Source organism: Chryseobacterium sp. CBSDS_008 (genome assembly GCF_049959325.1).
Taxonomy (GTDB): domain Bacteria; phylum Bacteroidota; class Bacteroidia; order Flavobacteriales; family Weeksellaceae; genus Chryseobacterium.
Genome location: NZ_CP188202.1, coordinates 2,224,297 through 2,244,143 on the forward strand (window position 1 = coordinate 2,224,297; position 19,847 = coordinate 2,244,143).

The following is a 19,847-nucleotide window of genomic DNA, read 5'->3' on the forward strand; positions in this document are numbered from 1 at the left end:
TTTTAAGCGCTCTGATTGTTACATATTTAACTTTTTATATACGATATAATAAAAAAATCCCGGAGAAAAAGAATTCCTCCAGGATTACAGTTTAAAAGTGTATAGTGTAGTTTATTATTTTTTATTCGCTTTTTCTTTCAGCTCTTCTTTGTCTTTATCAGACGGGTTCCAAACTTTTATTTCAGTATCTTTTGTAATATTTGATCCCGGAAGAATCTGAACATTGATACCATCACTTGCTCCCAGTTTCACATATACTTTTTTGAATTTGCCATCTTTTTGTTTTGCCTCTACAAAAGGAACATCTTTTCCTTGTTTCTTTTCATACTGAACTAAAGATTCATCCAATAATAGTGCATTTTTCTGAGAACTCAAAACAATTTCACCATTTGCAGAAAAACCTGCTCTAATATACTCATTATTAGGATTAGATACGTTTCCTTCTACCGGAAATTTAATAGTTCCTGCATTATCTTTTCCTTTAGGAGCAATCATGGTCAGTTTTCCGGGGAAAGTTTTATTTTGCAGCGCACCGATTACGATGTTCATATCCATTCCTTCACTTAGCTTGCCAGCTTGTGCCTCATCAATTTCACCTTTAAAGATCAGGACATTGAGGTCTGCCACTGAACAGATGGTAGTTCCCGCATTGAAGTTATTGGCTTCAATCACCTGGCTTCCGGCTTTCACTGGAACTTCAAGTACGGTACCTGAAGCTTTGGAACGGATTTCGGTAGTAGCTAAACCTTGGCCTTTAAGTTCCGGAGTTGCTCCTGTTTTAGCGATCTGTAATCTTTTTTGAGCAGTATTCAATTGCTGTTGGGCATTTCTCAAAGTCTGCTGCTGAGAGAATAACTGCTGCTGGGAATTAAGAAACTCCTGTTTGGAAGCTACTCCCTGCTTGTAAAGCTTTTCCTGCATTTCAAACTGCTTCTGCATATTTCCCACGTTCATCTGGGCATTGCTGATCTGGATCTGTGCATTCTGAACTTCCTGCTGAGCAGCGTTTACTTCAGAGATGCTTGGAACGATTTTTACGGTAGCAATAAGCTGTCCTACTTCTACCCTATCTCCTTCTTTTACTAAGATTTTATCTATAATTCCCGCAATATTGGGTTTGATTTCAATTTCTTCCTTCGGAACAATTTTCCCTGTTGCCATTACTTTATCATCCATATTCTGAACGGTAGGCTTACGGGTAAGGAAAGCTTCTCCTTCCTTGGAATTCGATTTTATAAGATAGCTGATCCCTGAGAATAATGCCACTGCAAATAAAAGCCCCAATACTATATAAATGGCTTTTTTCCAAGTGAATTTCTTTTTCATATGTATAGTTTATTTTTTATTAAAAGATTGAATGATTTTAAAAATTTTAAAAACGAATCAGCCATACTGACGACTTGATCACAAAATTTTCAAATTATTTTTATTTTCAAATTAATTACTCTGTTCTTAATGCTTCAATAGGCCTAATCTTCACCGCTCTCTGTGCAGGGATCATCCCTATAATCAATCCAAGAACCACCATTACCCCCATTGCGGCAAATACGTTTCCATAGTTAACCGTCGGATTATAGAATGGAAATGAATCCTGTCCCTGGGTAACAGCATTGAGAATCATCAGTACAAAAATTCCAAACATAAAGCCTAATAATCCCGAGGAGAGTGTAATGACAACACTTTCCAGCAAAATCTGATTTCTTACTTCAGCAGGCTTCGCTCCCAATGCTCTTCTGATCCCGATTTCTTTGGTTCTTTCTTTTACAGTAATTAAAAGGATATTTGAAATGGCAATTACTCCTGCAAGAATGGTAAGGGTACCTACAATGATTGTTAACAGCTGCATTCCCGTAAGGAAACCTGTCAGTTTTTTAAATTCTTTTCCGAGGTTGAAACTTCCGAAAGCATTGGTATCTTCAGGGGAAACTTTATTTTTTGTTTTCAACACCTGTTTTACATCTTCCTCCACTGAGTTAACGTTAGCATTAGGCTTGCTTACAATGGCAAACATGTCTATCTGGTCTCCGGCATTGTACATTTTCGTATACGTGGAAAGTGGAATAAATGCTGTCCGGTCATTTTCAAATCCTCCTCCTTTTTTCACACGGAAAACTCCGATTACATTAAAAAACAGCCCTTTAATATTAATCGATTTTCCTATTGGATTTTCTTTTTTCTTAGCGTCAAAGAAGTTTTTGTAAATTTCTTCCCCGATAACCACTACACTTTTATTTCCAGAAACATCGGCATCATTAATATAGCGCCCGAAGATCAGTTTCTTTTCCGAAATTTTATTTCCTACAGAGTAGTCGCCGGTAAGCGAATACGTACCATTCTTTCCGTTTCTGGACATGGCTTCTCCGGGTGTTCCGGTAAAGCTTCCTCTGGCGTTTTGCGGCGATATATAATCTATGGCGGTAATTTTCCTTTTCAGCATTTCCATATCGGTCAGGCTCAGATGAACCTCTCTTCCTTTAGGAAATCCTTCATATGGGATAGAAGTTTTCTGCGCCCACAGGAAGATTGAATTGGTTGCAAAACCTGAAAATAATTTATCAAAACCATTTTCCATTCCTTTTGCAGCTCCCAGAAGGCTTACATACAAAAACATTCCCCATCCTACGCCAATCATGGTAAGAAATGTCCGGAGTTTATTATTCCTCAATGAATAATAGATCTCCTGCCAAGTATCTTTTTTAAATATGATATTCACCTTTCTGAATTATAAGTTATATATTATAAGTTATGAATGCTGCCAATCTGCTTTATACGCTGCATTGCTGAGCTTTTTTTTTGCCTTGCCTCAGCAGGTTACTCTGTTCTTAATGCTTCGATCGGTTTGATTCTTGAAGCCCGGTATGCCGGTATAAATCCTGCAATCAATCCTGAGAAAATCAGCGCAATGAAAGCCATAATAATAGCTCCCCAACCAACGCTTGGGCTTTTAATGAAAAATTCTTCAAGACTATTACCAATAAGGCTTAATGTCAAAACCCCTATTCCTACTCCGATAAGTCCGGATACCACTGTAATCACAACGCTTTCCTGAACGATAAGACCTACAATTCCGCTTGGTTTTGCTCCAATGGCTTTTCGTACTCCGATTTCTTTGGTTCTTTCTTTCACGATATACACCATGATATTACTGATCCCGATAATTCCGGCCAATAGTGTTCCTAATCCAATGAATCCTACAATAGCTGTAAGTACCGCCATAAAAGTGAAGGTATCATTCATATTTTTGGCATTGTTCCAGACACGCACTCCGTTTTCATCATCAGGAGATACATTTTTTCTGGCTTTTAATTTATCTTGCAGTTCATCACCGTATTTTATGGCCTGATCAGGAGTCAGCTTATCATTATATGTGATATATGCTATATTCACCGTATCAGAACCCTTTTTCATCTGCTGTAAAGTGGTAATAGGAACGGTAATATGTCTTTCATCCCTGTCTCCTCCATCATCTGAAAAGACACCAATCACCTTGTACATCGTTCCATTAATATCAAGCTCTTTTCCAATAGGATTTCCATTTTTGATCAAATCCCGCTGAACCATTCTTCCAATTACGGCAACATTTAATTTTCTTGTCAAATCCATAGATGTCAGATAACGACCATCAATAATTTTTCTGTTTTCAATCACCTGCTCCCCCGGCTCAGCACCATTGATCTGATAAAGGCCGCTCTCCTTCCCATATTTCACCATTAAATTGGCACTATACCTAGGACTTGAAGGACCCGCTTTTTTCTTATCTGCATTAATCAAAAAATCATAGTCTGCATTATTCATTGAAACATCTCTATCAGACTGCAGGCCTTTATAAGCTAACGTGGCTTTTCCTGTTGAAATAATAATAAGGTTCTTAGCATCTCCGGCAAATCCTTCGGAAAAAGCATTCTGAAGCCCTTTTCCAATTCCAAAAAGTACAATGAAAATAAACAGTCCCAGGGCTACCGTAAACCCTGAAAGCACTGTCCGAAGTACATTACTCCGGATAGAACTGAATATTTCCTGCCAACGATCTAGGTCAAACATAGTTTTTATTTTTTTACTTTGTAAAAAAGTCAATTAGCTGCGCTCTCAATTTTCTTTGAAGTCAATTAACTGTGTTGTCAATTTATTCTTCATAAGACTTTAATTATGAACCTAATTCATTTTCACATTTCTAATCTTTTTTCAACATTTTACTTAACAAGATAAATGCTGTTTTTATTAAATTTCCAATTTTTGTTAATTCCTCTATTTTAATATAATTACATTCCATAACGATATCAAAACAAGAATCTAACTCAATAACCGAACCTCTGGCAATTTCAAAATATCTTTTCCTTTCCAGTTGAGATTTTCTTGAACATCCTTCGGTAATATTTAACACCACTGAAGTAGAAGCTCTTCGTATCTGGTCGATTATATTAAACTTTTCATGATCAGGAATTTTAGATAAAATCTTATAACATTCTATCCTTAATTCTCTGGCTGATTGATAAACGTCAAGTTTATAATGGTTCAGATTTAAAAAATTTTTATTTTTTTTCATATTCATTTGTGTTTTTATAAACCATTTGCCTTCCTCATTGTAAAATTCACTTGCGAAGCAAAATTGACCATTCAGTATTCACTTATAATACTATCTGCTTAATAAATTCATCACTTTCAATAATCCCGTCCTTCAGTATTACATTTCTTTTGGTTTGTGCAGCGACATCCGGCTCGTGGGTTACGACGATGATTGTTTTCCCTTCATTATTGATATCCTGAAGCAGCTTCATAATATCGTGGGTGGTTTTAGAGTCCAAGGCTCCGGTAGGCTCATCTGCCAGAACCACTTTTGGATCGGTAATCAAAGCTCTTGCAATAGCTACTCTCTGTTTCTGTCCTCCGGAAAGCTCACTCGGAAGGTGATTTGCCCATTGCGCCAGTCCTACTTTCTCCAGGTATCCCATCGCTTTCTGATTTCGCTCTTTTCTCGGTACATTCTGATAGTACAGAGGAAGTGCTACATTTTCCAAAGCTGTTTTATAATTAATAAGATTAAAAGACTGAAAAATAAATCCTAAAAACCTGCTTCTGTATTCTGCAGCTTTTATTTCAGATAAATGTTCGATAGGAACGCCATCCAGTTCATAGGTTCCTGAATCTTTTTCATCCAGAATTCCAATAATATTAAGCAGCGTAGATTTTCCGGAACCGGAACTTCCCATAATAGAAACAAACTCCCCCTCAGAAATATTCAGATTAATTCCTTTGAGCACATGAAGCTTGCTTTTCCCTGTATCGTATGACTTATTTAAATCCTGAATTACTAACATTAAGTGATGTATGTTTTATACCCAATAAGTAGATGATATTTTCAAATTGTTACAAGAATAAAAATTTATTCAATTATTTTTTTGTTTAATATATTAATCCTTTATTAATAGCGGTTTATATATTGCTGTTTAACTGCAAGTATAGATTTATACGCATTTATCCTCAAGATGGCCTTCCAGCCTATTATTCGAGCCTGTTTCATGTAAATGTGGAAAACTTTTCCAGCTAAAAGTCAGCCTATTAGTATTTACCTCTTTCAAAATCAGTTCTTTTTTTCGAACTTTGCTGTTAGTTCTTTACAAGAAATATGGATTTGCAAAAGTGGATAACTTTAATTCACAATATGCAGATAAACAAAAAGTTAAGTATTTCCTGAACATTATCCACAGAGATCTAAATTATTTAATTATAAAGATATTTTAATATGGGAATTTTTGATAAAAGAGTAAGTTATAAGCCATTTGAATACCCGGAGGTTCTTCAATTTGTAGAGGCGATCAACAAGTCGTTCTGGGTGCATTCGGAAGTGGACTTTACTGCAGATGTTCAGGATTTTCATTCGCAGTTGGAACCACACGAAAAGCATGCTGTGAAAAATGCGCTGTTAGCCATTGCACAGATCGAGGTGTCTGTAAAGACATTCTGGGGGAATTTATACAACCACCTACCAAAGCCGGAATTCAATGGATTAGGATCTACTTTTGCAGAATGCGAATTTCGCCATTCTGAAGCATATTCCCGTTTATTAGAGGTATTAGGATATAATGACGAGTTCCTTAACGTTATCGAAATTCCTGCGGTAAAAGGAAGAATTGAATTCCTTGGAAATGCGCTGAAACATGCTAATTCTGCAACTCCGAAAGAGTATGTTTCTGCTTTACTATTATTCAGTATTTTAGTGGAAAACGTTTCTCTTTTCTCGCAGTTTGCCATCATCCTTTCTTTCACAAGATTCAAAGGATTCATGAAAAATGTTTCCAATATCATTGCATGGACTTCGGTAGATGAGCAGATTCACGCCAACGCAGGAATCTACCTGATCAACAAAATCCGTGAGGAACAGCCTGACTTATTAACAGACAGCGATATCGAAGACATTTATACTTTGGTAGATGAGTCTATTGCAAGAGAAGGAGACATTCTTAGCTGGATCTTCGAATTGGGAGAAATCGACAACGTTTCTAAAGAAGACCTGTTAAACTTCATGAAATACCGTGTGGATGACAGCTTGAAGAAAATCAATATGAAAACAAGATACAACATCACTCCGGAACAATACAGGCCAATGGTATGGTTTGAAGAGGAAGTTTTCGCGAATTCACTGGATGATTTCTTTGCTAAAAGACCTGTAGACTACACGAAGCACGATAAGAGTATTACAGCAAACGATTTGTTTTAATATAAAGGCGCGAGCGAAGCGAGCGTCGAGGCAGTCAGGATCAGGATCAGGATCAGGATCACCTTTCTGCTCAATAATGGAATTGCTGTTTATTAATAAAGCACAAATATCAGAGAAATGATCAATGTAATAGTAAGCTATACGGTTAATCCCGAATTTGTTCCAAACAATAAAGCTAATATCCAAAAGTTTCTGGAAGATTTTAAGAATTTAGATGCTTCCATCTTTGAATACAAAGTTTTTGTAAAGGAAGATGGTGTTACTTTTGTACATTATTCAAACTACATCAATGAAGAAGTTCAGCATGAGGTTTTGAATGTTCCGTCTTTTAAAGAATTTCAAAGATTAAGAGATGAAAGCGGGCTGAACGGTTCCCACAAAGTAGAAATTTTACAATCAATACTATAAAAAACAAAATTCCGGAGTGATTCTCTCATTTCGGAATTCGAAAATATAACATCTATGGAAGAGCAAAATTCAAATATATGGTGGCTCAATGAAGAGTCTGAGCAGATGCTGAACAGAGGATATCTGTTGAAAGGTGAAACGGTAGACGGAGCTATCGACAGAATTACCACTGCCGCTGCAAAAAGGTTATACAAACCTGAACTTCAACCTGCATTTAAAGAAATGATCACAAAAGGATGGATCAGTTTCTCTTCTCCTGTATGGGCTAATATGGGAACAGAAAGAGGTCTTCCTATTTCATGTTTCAATGTTCATATTCCGGACAGCATCGAAGGGATCACTCACAAAATGGGGGAAGTCATCATGCAGACTAAAATCGGAGGAGGAACTTCGGGATATTTTGGAGAATTGAGAAACAGAGGAACCGCTGTAACGGACAACGGAAAGTCTTCAGGAGCCGTTTCATTCATGAAGCTTTTTGATACGGCTATGGATGTTGTTTCTCAGGGAGGTGTAAGAAGAGGAGCTTTTGCAGCGTATTTAGATATTGACCACGGGGATATTGAAGAATTTTTATCCATTAAAGATATCGGCAGCCCGATTCAGAACCTGTTTACCGGAGTATGTGTGCCGGATTACTGGATGCAGGATATGATAGACGGTGATATGGAAAAACGTAAAGTTTGGGCAAGAGTACTGGAAAGCCGCCAGCAAAAAGGACTTCCGTATATTTTCTTTACAGACAACGTGAACAGAAACAAGCCTCAGGTTTACAAAGACTTGGGAATGACGGTCAATGCAAGTAATCTTTGCTCTGAAATCATGCTTCCATCTACGATGGAGGAATCTTTCATCTGCTGTCTGTCTTCTATGAACCTTGAGCTATACGATGAGTGGAAAGATACCGATGCTGTAAAATTAGCAGTATATTTCCTTGATGCCGTATTATCAGAGTTTATTGACAAAACTGAAGGCAACTATTACCTGCAGGGAGCAAGAAACTTCGCCATGCGCCACAGAGCCCTTGGATTAGGAGTTTTAGGATACCACTCTTATTTACAGAAAAATATGATTCCGTTTGAAAGCTTTGAGGCTACTCAGTTCAATGCCAGAGCATTCAGACATATCAAAGACCAGGCTGAGCAGGCTTCAAGAGAGCTTGCCAACATCTATGGAGAACCCGAAGTATTGAAAGGATACGGATTAAGAAATACCACAACAATGGCTATTGCTCCTACCACTTCAAGTTCTGCAATCTTAGGACAGACTTCTCCTGGAATTGAGCCTTTCTCTTCTAACTATTATAAAGCAGGTCTTGCGAAAGGAAACTTTATGCGTAAGAACAAATACCTGGCAAAATTATTGAAGGAAAAAGGATTGGATAACGAAGAAACATGGAGAACTATCATGTTGAACCATGGATCTGTACAGCACCTGAACGAGCTTACTCCTGAAGAAAAGGCAGTATTCAAAACGTTTAAAGAAATTTCCCCAATGGAGATCATTTCTCAGGCTGCACAGAGACAGCAATACATTGACCAGGCACAATCTCTGAATCTTCAGATTCCTTCTACAATGCCTGTAAAAGATGTTAATTACCTTTATATTGAAGCTTGGAAAAAAGGAGTAAAAACACTTTACTACCAGAGAAGTTCATCGGTTTCAAAAGAAATGATGGTCAACTTTGTATCATGCTCAAGCTGTGAGGCTTAAGACCAAGTAATAAACACGCTATATTTACAAAAGCATACCGGAAGGTGTGCTTTTGTCGTTTGAATGCTGATTCTTCTGTTAATTACTTTCCGGAGAAATCATAGAATGCTCTGAGATTTTTGGTTTATATTTGTGTTTATTGTTTAATACCAAAACTACAGATATGAAATTCGGACAAGTAGAAGACCCTTCAAAAATAGATTTCACATTACCTAAAGACCATCCTAGAACCAAAGAAATACTGGCGCTTAATAAAAAAGGACTGGAAAACATTTCTATCGGTTGTGCCAAATGGAATAAAACAGATCTTAAAGGATTTTACCCTAAAGGGACTAAGGATGAGCTGACCTATTATGCCACTCAGTTTAATTCTATCGAGCTGAATGCTACTTTCTACGGAATGCCTACTCCTGATCAGGTAAAAACATGGAAAGAAAAGACTCCGGCCGACTTTAAATTCTTTCCTAAGATCACCAATACCGTTTCCCATTTCAGAAGACTGATTGATGTGACAGATCCGGTGACTCATTTTGCTTCTGCCGTTATCAATTTTGATGAAAAGCTGGGAATGGCTTTTCTTCAGCTTCATGATAATTTTAAACCTAAGGACTATGACAGACTGGAGAAATTCGTAAAAGAATGGCCTAAAGAGGTTCCTTTGGCTATAGAGCTCCGAAATACAGAATGGTTTACCGATGAGGAAATTCTGAATACAACCTGCGAACTTTTCGAAGCCTATCATATCACCAACATTATCGTGGATACTGCAGGAAGAAGAGATATGCTTCATATGCGTCTCACCACTCCGAATGCGTTTATCCGTTATGTAGGAGCCAATGCAGAAAGTGATTACGAAAGGCTGGATGACTGGATGAAACACCTTACAAAATGGAAGAAAGAAGGCCTTCAGAATCTTTACTTTTTTGTTCACCAGAATATTGAGAAAGCCTCTCCTTTATTATCTGCTTATTTCATCAAAAAAGTAAATGAGGAATGGAAAACTGATATCCATATTCCCCAAATGGCAACAGAAAGTACAGGAACATTATTTTAAACAAATAGTAGAATTGCCTGGCTCAGGGGATTAAATAGGATTGATTTCAATTTATTTCTTAAACAGCAGCAGCTTCCTTTTTCCTAATGAAAAATTTCGTTAATTAGAATATAATGTATTTCGTTAATCATTATACTTTAAAACATAAGTCATGGAAAAGGAAATTTGTACAATCAGTATTGCCACTAGCTGGCTTGGTGATGACTATATTTTTTATGAAAATCATACCATAAAAAGAGTATATGACAATCACAGTTTGAATTCCAATAAAAGCGAATGGCTTGATCCTAAAGACATCAGTAAACAAAATAAAGACAAACTTATCAAATCCTGTCCTGAAGAATTTAAGGAGCGAATTATGCAGATTCTGGATTATCCTTAAAAAAAGGTAATGGGCACTAGCGGCTCATTACCTTTTTTTATTTATTTTTTCTAAGAAGCAATACGAGATTGAGAAACAGAAGCAGGAAATCCAGTGCAATCCAGATGCCTTGTTTTGTATTCTCATAGTTATAAGCATCTACCTGCTTTTTGGCGGCATCAGAAAGCTTCATACTTTGGTTAATATAATTCTGCACTTCTACAATCTGGTCAATATTTTTATTCGGTACAGAATGTTGGGAGAAATACACCAGATTTTTCTTGCCAAGATAACCTACAATCCAATACTCGTCAGACTTATCCATTTTAAGGTATTCTATTCTGTAATATTCCGGACGTATTATCCCGATATGCTTGGGCTCCAGAGATGTATTTTTATCAGCTTTATTTACATTGATAAGATAAAAATCCAATGCCTGGGGAAGTTTGTTGACAACCTGAAGCCCTACAGAATTATCTACAAATGCCACAGTACTTTTTTTGATAAACCAATATGTAAAAACAGAAATTGAAAAAACTACTGTTACAATACGAAACAGCTTTGCCCACTTCGCCATATTTCCTGATTTAACCTTAAAAAGGACCAAGGAAACAACAGAAGCCAGAAATATTATAAAAATAATGAGTGTCATATTCTACAAAGATACTTTTTCTCTCTATTTTATCTATATCTGAGGTTATTTTTTTAATTTTAGCCAACAATGAAAAAGGTCAAATCCTTATCTCCCTTGGATCTATTAAATTCATCTGTAAATAAAAAACTATCCGAACAGATAATATTTATCAATATAAGCAGGGATAATTATTCTTTGGAAAAATAGAAACAGATTATAATTAATTATTTTTATTTTCTAATCTACATTCCATTCTTTATAAAACTGGTCGAGGAAATTCAGCATGTAATTGTGTCTTTCTTCGGCCATTTTTTTTCCTTTTGGGGTATTCATCATATCTTTCAGAAGCAATAATTTTTCATAGAAATGATTAATGGTGGTTCCATCAGATTTTTTATACTCTTCTTTAGACATTCCCAGTTTGGGTTTTATATCCGGGTGATACATCAGGTTATTTTTAAAACCTCCAAAGTTGAATGTTCTGGCAATTCCGATAGCTCCAATGGCATCAATACGGTCGGCATCCTGCACAATTTGCAGTTCAATGGGTGGATTTACCGGCGCCTGGTCTCTGTTTTTGAACGAAATATTTTCGATTACAAATAAAACCTTCTGAATGGTTTCTTCAGAAACTTTCTGTTCTTCAAGAAATGTTCTTGATATTTTAGGGGCAATAGTTTCATCACCGTTATGGAATTTAGGATCGGCAATATCATGAAGAAGCGCAGACAGCTCTACCACCTCTTTATCACAATCTTCTGTTTCTGCTATCTGAGCGGCCAGCTTCCATACTCTTTCAATATGAAACCAGTCGTGCCCAGCCTCTGCTCCTTCTAATTTTTCTTTTACAAATGCTACTGTGTTGTCAATCGTACTTTTCATTTATCTGTCAGTTCATTTAAAATAATATCCCAGAGTTTGCTGTTGTAACTTCTAAAAAAATTGATATGGCCGATTTCTTTTTGATCAGATTCTGAAACGGCAATCAGCCTGTAAGTGGGTTTCAGATTGGGATAAGTATCATTTAATAAGCTTAATACTCCTTTTTCTGTCAGCCAAATGTCATCTTCAGCCCGGATTACAAATACTTTCTGCGTTAATTTTTCAGAGAAGTTCTCAATTTTCTCCAACAGCCTGTTGGTTGATTTCCTGTTTAAAATTAAGGTTCTCCAGTCATATGCACAATTTTTTGGAAGACTTTCTCCAAGCCCAAACCAATGTGCAGGAAAATATCCTAACAATGAAGTAGTTAATGGCTGGGCAATTCCAAAGCCTAAATACGCTTCAACTTTTGTCATTCCTTTAAGATTTCCTACAAAGGCATTCTGGGTTCCTACGAACATAAATTCTTCAAATATCTCAGAATCCTTATTCATTCCCAGAATCAATGCGCCTACGGAATGACCTAAGCAGTATTTTTTATATTCTTTAAAATTTTCTTTGATATACTGAGTTACAGCTTTATAATCTTTTGATCCCCAAAGTCTCATAGAACCGTGAAAACCTCTCATATTTTTCGGCTTGGAAAGTCCGATTCCCCTGTAATCATAAGTAATTACTGTAAATCCCAGTTCAGAAAAATAGCTGGCAAAGGAAAAATACACTTGCTGCTTTACTCCTGTTGCCGAATTGATCAGCAGTAGTTTGCCATTATCTTGTTCCGGCTTAAACAGATGGGCAGTCAGGGTACTAGCATCTTCTGTGGTAAGTATTAGTTTTTCCATAGTATAAAAGAAAAAATCCACTATAAAAGTGGACATTTTACTTATATTTTTATGTTAAGTTTCAGACTTTTGATATGTCGTAAATAGCTTTAAGAAAAGAAATCTGAAATTCTCGGCAGGCCGGTTTGTGAACCTTTACCTCCTGAAACTCTCGATGAAACTTCATTTCCGAATTTCACACATTCTTCAATGGAATTACCATGGCAGAGTGCAATAGCAAATCCTGAAGTGAATGCATCACCCATCCCCATTTTATACACTTTTTCATCTTTATCGTTTCTGTAATATTTCATCTCTGTACCATCAAAATAAATCGTAGAGTTGGTATCATCTCTTACAAAAACTTTATTAAAATATTTCTTAAGGACTTCTTCTCTTTTTTCTTCTCCGAAAATAACGTACAGTTCGTTACTCTTAGCCACAATAAAGTCTACCATCTCTAAAATTTCTTCGCTGACTCTCATAGCCGGGGAAGCATATAACCCTACCTTTTTCCCATACTGTTTCGCTTTTTTAACGGTATGTTCCACTACCTCCATAGATACCTCAAGTTGTACCAATACAAGATCTGTAGTATGAAAATATTTGTCTGCTTCGTCTATATGCGACTTGCTAAGGTATTTATTGGCTGCAGGCACTACCACAATAGCGGCATTTCCATGAGAAGTTGTTACATAAGCGGTTCCTGTAGCTTCTCTGTCTGTTTCATGAACAAATCCTACATTCACATTTTCACCTACCAGATTTCTCATAATCTGCTGTCCGAGAGGATCCATTCCCACGCAGCCGATAAAGTAAACGCTTGCTCCCAATCTTGCAGTGCCTACCGCCTGATTTGCCCCTTTACCACCAAAATAACTGTCTGACTTGACGGCCAGAACCGTTTCATTAGGCATAGGAAGTTTTTCGGTTTCAAGAACCAAATCTATTGATGAGCTGCCCACAACAATAATACGGGGTTGTTCTGATGAGAAATTCATTGTGTTTTGTATTAGCTTTAAAATTTATAACTGACAAAATTGTGTCTCAAAAATAACTAATTTAAAATTAACTTATTTCTATAAATTCAGTAATTATTTTCACTGGTACTTGATCTTTATCGTATGCTGTATAGCTGGCGTAAAATCCTTCCCCATATCCTGTTTCAAAAGCAAATATAGTTCCGGGATGTTCTTTTGCCGGCTTCAGAAAGGCATATTGATCTATAGCCCCATTTTCATCAAAGAAGTAATCATGGAAAAATCCTTCGTAAATTCCCATAAAATCAGCACCTTTATTCTGATATAATCTCTGTTCCAGCTCATTGAGACTGTTTTGGGTATCTACATCCATAAAACATCCCATCCCACTTTCTACAGGATATCCAAAAATTTCTTCTTCCGCAAGATCTTTTATATCCTGTCCTGCTGTAGTGGCCATTTTCCATTCTTTAATCTCAGAATGGCTGAAAATAATTTCAGCATACGCTACACAGTTGCTTTCTCTTTCTTTATGTAATATTACAGAAAAATCTCCTTTAGGAAATTCTGTAGTGAAGGGAAGCATATCATTGGTGATCAAAGGGTCACAGGCCACCAGCTTTCCACTGGAAAGATAGATTTTCCCTACTTCAAAACTTTCCAGCAACGGGCTTTCCACAAAGTCTTTTGAGAATAGCTTTTTTATATTTTCTATGTGTGTCATTGTATTTATTCTTTGTTTTCTGTATCAGGCTGAGCGGAGTGAAGCCTTTGGGATTTTTAATCTTTACAATTGTCAGAATGGCTATCATTCCGGCAAATAGATAATTCTTTCAATTTATCCCAATTATCATTTATAATAGCTCTTTCTTCTTACGACTCCAACCTTTCACTTGTTTTTCAAACGCAATTGCCTGAATAATATCATTAAACAGATAAAAGAAGACCAGCTCAACCGGTCTTCTTTTATAAGTATAGCTTTCAGGAAATTTTCCTGACTGGTGTTGAGACAATCTCAAATCAATATCATTGGTAACTCCTGTATAATAGGAATTATCGGAACATTTTAAAATATATACAAAATATTGTTTCATCTTCAAAAAGGCTTCGTGAACACTCGTTCGCAGATTTTCATCTGTGCTCAGCCTGACATCCCGATAAACTAACCTATTTGTAGGGTAATTTTTACAAACTTTTCAGTTTCTCCTCAAGGATAAAAATATCTATACTTTTTACCAACTGCTTGTTTCATCAAATATTTTAAATAATCCTTCTCTATATGGTTGCTTTAGCTGCTTTATTCTGCTTTCCAAAACTTCCCAGCTTTCTTCTGAATATGATTCCAAAACAGCATTCAATTCCTCTTTACTATTATTAACATATTCTACAGGAACTGGAAAAAAGTCATTCCAGTGGGGCTTTTCTTCAGAATTTTCATAAAGAGCAACTGTTCCTATCCTATCATTGAGTTTGCCTTTTCCTTTATAAGGCAAAACCTTTATGACAGGAAACTTACCTCCAAAACCTTTGGATAGATTGGTAGTAACAGCAATCATTTTAGGCTTTTCAGAAATGACTATTGCTCCGTTAGAATCTCCATATTTAAAATATTCTTTTTGTCTTCTCCAATAAAAAATATTTACCAGTAAAAGAATAATAAAAGCAAATCCTCCCCATAGCCATGAAACATCCCATGCAAAAGCTAATGAAAACAATAAAGCAATTAGCAAATAAATAGGTTTATAGATGTATTTTATAAATACAAATGGCATTACTCTAACCCCTCCGGGATTTGAAGCAACCGTTCTACTATCTAATGTTAAAATATCCCTATTGTCATCCATATTTTAAGGAGTATTAAATATTTTATAAACTTTTCAGTTTTTCTTCAAGGATCGCAATCTTATCCTGAGCATCTTTCTGTTTTTGACGCTCCACCTCTACAACTTCTGGTTTAGCATTCGCCACAAACTTTTCATTGGAAAGCTTCTTTTCCACTGAGATAAGGAATCCTTTTAAATATTTTACTTCTTCTTCAGTCTTAGCTTTTTCCTCTCCCAAATCTAAGTTTTCACTTAAAGGAATAGATACTTCGGTTGCTCCTACCAGGAATGTAAAGCTTGGCTTATCTGTTTTCTGTCCGAAATGAATTTCGGAAACGTTGGCCAGTTTTCTTACAACAGCTTCATTCGCAAATTCAGTAGCATTGGTATATATCTCAGCGGCTTCTCTTGGCGAAATTCCTTTTGTCTGACGGTAATTTCTAACTCCTGAGATCAATTCTGCCGTAATTTCAAAATTTTTAATTACATCTTCATTAAAGTGATCCGCATTCTTCTGCTGAGCAACTACAAGAGCTTCATCAATACTTCTCTCTGAAATCAGCTGCCAGATTTCTTCAGACTGGAATGGCATGAATGGATGAAGAAGCTTCATCAATTCTTCAAAGAAGTAGATGGTTTTGTTATACACTTCTTTAGAAATTCCTTCTCCGTAATTAGGTTTGATCGCTTCAAGATACCACCCGCAAAAATCATCCCAAATTAATTTATAGATCAAATGCAGCGCATCAGAAATTCTGAACTTCTCAAACTGATCATTAATTTCAGCAATCGTTTTGTTCAATTTGTTTTCAAACCATTCAATAGCCTGGTTATCTGTAGCACCCGCTGGTTTATCCTCATGATTCCACATATTGATCAGACGGAATGCGTTCCAGATCTTAGTCATGAAATTCCTTCCCTGAAGCATTAAATCTTCATCAAAAAGAAGGTCATTTCCAGCTGCAGAACTCAATAGAATACCTACACGTACGCCATCTGCTCCATATTTATCCATTAATTCAAGAGGATCAGGAGAGTTTCCAAGAGATTTTGACATCTTTCTTCTCTGCTTATCTCTTACAATTCCTGTAAAATAAACATTCTTGAACGGAACTTCTTTTCTATACTCCAATCCGGCCATGATCATTCTGGCAACCCAGAAGAAAATGATATCCGGACCTGTTACCAGGTCAGATGTCGGATAGTAATAGTTGATATCTTTATTTTCAGGATCTAGCAATCCGTCAAATACAGACATTGGCCATAACCATGATGAAAACCACGTATCCAGTGCATCATCGTCCTGTCTAAGGTTTTCCATAGCCAGACCTGAGTTCCCTGTTTTTTGTTTTGCAAGCTCTAAAGCTTCTTCTTTAGTTTCTGCAACTACGAAATCATTTTCTCCATCTCCGTAATAATAAGCAGGAATCTGCTGTCCCCACCAAAGCTGACGGGAGATATTCCAGTCACGGATGTTTTCCATCCAGTGCTTATAGGTATTTTTAAATTTTTCAGGATAAAACTTAACCTCATCATCCATTACTACATCCAAAGCTGGCTTAGCAATTTCAGACATTTTAAGGAACCATTGTACTGAAACTTTAGGTTCAATAACAGCACCTGTTCTCTCGGAAGTTCCTACTTTATTTACGTAATCTTCTGCTTTCAACAAAAGATCTTTCTCTTCAAGTTCTTTTGCGATCTGCTTTCTTACGTCAAATCTGTTTTTCCCTGCGTAATGTAAACCATGCTCATTCAGATTTCCGTCATCATCCAAAGCATCAATCATTTTTAATTGATGTTTCTGTCCGATTTCGTAGTCATTGATATCGTGAGCAGGAGTAATTTTCAAAGCTCCCGTCCCGAATTCAATGTCCACATATTCATCTTCAATGATCGGAATCACTCTGTCAACGATCGGTACGATTACATTTTTACCTTTCAGATGAGCATATCTTTCGTCATTCGGATTGATACATACGGCAGTGTCTCCAAAAATAGTTTCAGGACGCGTAGTAGCCACTGAAAGAAACTCTTCTGAACCTTCAATCTTATATTTCAGGAAATATAATTTTCCGTTTTGTTCTTTAAATATTACTTCTTCATCAGAAATATTGGTTTTCGCTTCAGGATCCCAGTTTACCATTCTGTAGCCTCTGTAAATCAACCCTTTATTATAAAGATCTACGAAGCTTTTGATAACCTGCTGTGAAAGTTTATCTTCCATAGTGAAGCGGGTTCTGTCCCAGTCGCATGAACATCCCAGCTTTTTCAGCTGCTCAAGGATGGTACCTCCATATTTATTGGTCCAGTCCCATGCATGGGTTAAAAACTCTTCACGGGTAATATCTGACTTACTGACCCCTTCAGACTTCAGTTTAGCAACAACTTTAGCTTCAGTAGCAATGGAAGCGTGATCTGTTCCCGGAATCCAACAAGCATTAAACCCGCGCATTCTTGCACGACGGACCAGAACATCTTGAATGGTATTGTTCAACATATGTCCCATGTGTAATATCCCCGTAACGTTTGGCGGAGGAATAACGATGGTATATGGTGGTTTGTCATTAGGTTCTGAATGGAAATATTTGTTTTCCAGCCAGTAATTGTACCATTTCTGTTCTGTTTCCTGTGGATTGTACTTTTCTGAAATCTGCATAAATTCTATTTCTTTGGCTTGCAATTTGCAAAAATAGTCTAAAGAAAAAAATTTTTAAGCATGAATTAAAATAATTTTTAACTTTGTTTCACAAAATTTATCTAACAAACGTATTAACATTCAAGAATATGAAAAAATTAATTGCAGGAATTGCATTATTCGGGACATTTGCTCTGGCATCTGCACAAACAATTACATTTGATAAAACAACTTTCGATTACGGAACTATTAAACCTAGCTCTGATGGTACAAGATTCTTTACTGTAACGAATTCTGGTGATAAGCCATTGATCCTTTCAAATGTAAAGCCTTCTTGCGGATGTACAACTCCTGAATTCAGCCAGGATCCTATTATGCCGGGTAAATCCGCTAAGATCAAAGTAGGATACAACACCGCTATTCCTGGCCCTTTCAACAAAATGATTGAGGTTTTCTCTAATGACCCTGCAAACAACAGAAGCGTAATCTACATCAAAGGTAACGTAGACGCTAACGCTCCTGAGCCAAAAGTATTGACTCCTGCTGAGCAGAAAGAAGCTGCTAAAGCTGAGAAAAAAGCGGCAAAACTTGCTAAAAAGGCTGCTGCGAAGTAAGCTCTACTCAAAAAAATAAAGAAACCGTCTCCAAAGAGGCGGTTTTTTTATTACATTTATATTAGAATAGGTTGCAGATGATAGGTGATAGGCGGCAGGAAATACGTTGAAATTTATCATATGTATTTAGGTTGGGCTGAAGCCTTTGGTTTATTTTCTTTTAATGGCTGGCTGGGCTAAAGCCCACCCCTATTGAATTTTTAAAGGACAACATCTTTTAATCTTTTAATCTTTTAATCTTTTAATCTTAAAAATATATGGACACCAATTTCTCAGATGACTTTAAGGTAAACGGAAAATTTTCAATAAAAAAAGCGTCAACTTCCTATAAAGGAAAGCTCACCAAAGAAGAAGGAGAGCAGATGCTGATTCAGGAGAAAGAAAAACTTCGTGAACTGCAGGAAAAATTATATGCTGACGGAACCCAATCTCTGCTGGTTGTGTTACAGGCTATGGACGCAGCGGGAAAAGACAGTATGATAGAACATGTTTTCGGAGGAGTGAATCCTCAGGGATGTAATGTAACCAGTTTTAAAACGCCAAGTTCTAAGGAGTATTCTCATGATTTTTTATGGAGACATTATCTTGCCCTGCCGCAAAAAGGAATGATCGGGATTTTCAACCGTTCACATTATGAAAGTGTTCTGGTTTGTAAAGTGCATCCTGAATATAATTTAAGTGAAAAAACATGGTCATCTGTAAAAGATTTTGACAGCAAGTTCTGGGAAAACAGATATGAAAGTATCCGGAATTTTGAAAAACACCTTGCCCAGAACGGAACTACAATTGTAAAAATCTTTTTGAATGTTTCTAAAGATGAACAGAAGAAAAGACTCTTGGACAGAATTGATGAGCAGGAAAAAAACTGGAAGTTCTCCGCGGGGGATCTTCCGGAAAGAGCATTATTTGATCAGTATATGGAAGCATACGAAACAGCCATCAACGAAACAGCAAAAGATTATGCTCCATGGTATGTGCTTCCTGCCGACAGCAAATGGTTTGCAAGAGTAGCTGCTATCCAGATCATTATTGATACTCTTGAAAAAATGAATCTTAAATACCCTACTCTTTCTGCTAAAGACAGACAGGGGCTACAGGAGTCTAAAAAACAATTGGAAAGCGAATAAATCGGGTTGGAAGATGGAAGCTTGAAGAGTGGAGGTTTAACATCATTACGTTTAAAAAACTTCACTCTTCAAACCTC

At 36.6% G+C, this 19,847-nt stretch carries 20 protein-coding genes; 7 read left to right on the forward strand and 13 right to left on the reverse strand.

Translation table 11 applies throughout. The features are described 5' to 3' along the window. Positions 1-114: 114 nt before the first annotated feature. The 5 genes from ACP3T3_RS09950 to ACP3T3_RS09970 form a co-directional block, all read right to left on the reverse strand. A complete protein-coding gene (locus ACP3T3_RS09950) occupies positions 115-1,326 on the reverse strand; it encodes an efflux RND transporter periplasmic adaptor subunit (protein WP_426479720.1) in 1,212 nt (403 codons plus the stop codon). Between the two features lie 115 nt (positions 1,327-1,441). After that, positions 1,442-2,713 carry an ABC transporter permease gene (locus ACP3T3_RS09955; protein WP_426479721.1) on the reverse strand — a complete coding sequence of 424 codons (1,272 nt, stop codon included), beginning with the start codon at positions 2,711-2,713 and terminating at the stop codon, positions 1,442-1,444. Between the two features lie 98 nt (positions 2,714-2,811). Beyond that, positions 2,812-4,041 (reverse strand): ABC transporter permease, encoded by a 1,230-nt coding sequence (locus ACP3T3_RS09960; protein WP_426479722.1) that lies wholly within the window; start codon positions 4,039-4,041, stop codon positions 2,812-2,814. A 130-nt stretch (positions 4,042-4,171) separates the two neighbouring features. Then, positions 4,172-4,543 carry a four helix bundle protein gene (locus ACP3T3_RS09965; RefSeq protein WP_426479723.1) on the reverse strand — a complete coding sequence of 124 codons (372 nt, stop codon included), beginning with the start codon at positions 4,541-4,543 and terminating at the stop codon, positions 4,172-4,174. A gap of 82 nt (positions 4,544-4,625) precedes the next feature. Next, entirely contained in the window at positions 4,626-5,315 is a 690-nt protein-coding gene (locus ACP3T3_RS09970) for an ABC transporter ATP-binding protein (protein ID WP_426479724.1), read from the reverse strand. Between the two features lie 425 nt (positions 5,316-5,740). On the opposite strand from ACP3T3_RS09970, the gene ACP3T3_RS09975 reads away from it, so the two are divergent. The 5 genes from ACP3T3_RS09975 to ACP3T3_RS09995 all read left to right on the forward strand — a co-directional run bounded on the left by ACP3T3_RS09975 (position 5,741) and on the right by ACP3T3_RS09995 (position 10,272). After that, complete coding sequence (locus tag ACP3T3_RS09975) at positions 5,741-6,715, forward strand: ribonucleotide-diphosphate reductase subunit beta (RefSeq protein WP_041461620.1); 975 nt, start codon at positions 5,741-5,743, stop codon at positions 6,713-6,715. Positions 6,716-6,832: 117 nt separating this feature from the next. Continuing rightward, positions 6,833-7,123, forward strand: a complete 291-nt coding sequence (locus ACP3T3_RS09980) for a hypothetical protein (RefSeq protein WP_426479725.1) — start codon at positions 6,833-6,835, stop codon at positions 7,121-7,123. Between the two features lie 54 nt (positions 7,124-7,177). Next, the gene (locus tag ACP3T3_RS09985) at positions 7,178-8,836 is read left to right on the forward strand and encodes a ribonucleoside-diphosphate reductase subunit alpha (protein ID WP_047434618.1); all 1,659 of its coding nucleotides are present in this window, start codon (positions 7,178-7,180) and stop codon (positions 8,834-8,836) included. Between the two features lie 163 nt (positions 8,837-8,999). Beyond that, positions 9,000-9,890, forward strand: a complete 891-nt coding sequence (locus ACP3T3_RS09990) for a DUF72 domain-containing protein (RefSeq protein ID WP_426479726.1) — start codon at positions 9,000-9,002, stop codon at positions 9,888-9,890. Positions 9,891-10,041: 151 nt separating this feature from the next. Beyond that, positions 10,042-10,272, forward strand: coding sequence for a hypothetical protein (locus ACP3T3_RS09995; protein WP_426479727.1), 231 nt, complete (start codon positions 10,042-10,044; stop codon positions 10,270-10,272). Between the two features lie 37 nt (positions 10,273-10,309). Here the strand turns inward: ACP3T3_RS09995 and ACP3T3_RS10000 are convergent, their stop codons facing one another. From ACP3T3_RS10000 to ACP3T3_RS10035, 8 genes are all read right to left on the reverse strand, one after another. Then, entirely contained in the window at positions 10,310-10,828 is a 519-nt protein-coding gene (locus ACP3T3_RS10000; RefSeq protein WP_426479728.1) for a hypothetical protein, read from the reverse strand. 294 nt (positions 10,829-11,122) lie between these two features. Continuing rightward, positions 11,123-11,767 carry an HD domain-containing protein gene (locus tag ACP3T3_RS10005; RefSeq protein ID WP_426479729.1) on the reverse strand — a complete coding sequence of 215 codons (645 nt, stop codon included), beginning with the start codon at positions 11,765-11,767 and terminating at the stop codon, positions 11,123-11,125. After that, positions 11,764-12,609 carry a serine aminopeptidase domain-containing protein gene (locus tag ACP3T3_RS10010; RefSeq protein WP_426479730.1) on the reverse strand — a complete coding sequence of 282 codons (846 nt, stop codon included), beginning with the start codon at positions 12,607-12,609 and terminating at the stop codon, positions 11,764-11,766. Before ACP3T3_RS10010 ends, ACP3T3_RS10005 begins: the two co-directional genes overlap by 4 nt. A gap of 89 nt (positions 12,610-12,698) precedes the next feature. Beyond that, a complete protein-coding gene (locus tag ACP3T3_RS10015; RefSeq protein ID WP_426479731.1) occupies positions 12,699-13,589 on the reverse strand; it encodes a ribokinase in 891 nt (296 codons plus the stop codon). A 67-nt stretch (positions 13,590-13,656) separates the two neighbouring features. Continuing rightward, on the reverse strand, positions 13,657-14,292 hold the full coding sequence (locus ACP3T3_RS10020) for a DUF4241 domain-containing protein (protein ID WP_426479732.1): 636 nt from the start codon (positions 14,290-14,292) through the stop codon (positions 13,657-13,659). Positions 14,293-14,422: 130 nt separating this feature from the next. Then, positions 14,423-14,662, reverse strand: coding sequence for a GIY-YIG nuclease family protein (locus tag ACP3T3_RS10025; protein WP_426479733.1), 240 nt, complete (start codon positions 14,660-14,662; stop codon positions 14,423-14,425). Between the two features lie 138 nt (positions 14,663-14,800). Continuing rightward, positions 14,801-15,412: a hypothetical protein gene (locus ACP3T3_RS10030; protein WP_426479734.1), complete on the reverse strand. Its 612-nt coding sequence runs from the start codon at positions 15,410-15,412 to the stop codon at positions 14,801-14,803. Between the two features lie 22 nt (positions 15,413-15,434). Then, entirely contained in the window at positions 15,435-18,050 is a 2,616-nt protein-coding gene (locus tag ACP3T3_RS10035; RefSeq protein ID WP_426479735.1) for a valine--tRNA ligase, read from the reverse strand. Between the two features lie 128 nt (positions 18,051-18,178). On the opposite strand from ACP3T3_RS10035, the gene ACP3T3_RS10040 reads away from it, so the two are divergent. Both ACP3T3_RS10040 and ACP3T3_RS10045 read left to right on the forward strand, forming a co-directional pair. After that, positions 18,179-18,643, forward strand: a complete 465-nt coding sequence (locus ACP3T3_RS10040; RefSeq protein WP_089689938.1) for a DUF1573 domain-containing protein — start codon at positions 18,179-18,181, stop codon at positions 18,641-18,643. 257 nt (positions 18,644-18,900) lie between these two features. Further along, positions 18,901-19,770 carry a polyphosphate kinase 2 family protein gene (locus tag ACP3T3_RS10045; RefSeq protein WP_426479736.1) on the forward strand — a complete coding sequence of 290 codons (870 nt, stop codon included), beginning with the start codon at positions 18,901-18,903 and terminating at the stop codon, positions 19,768-19,770. Positions 19,771-19,847: the final 77 nt, after the last annotated feature.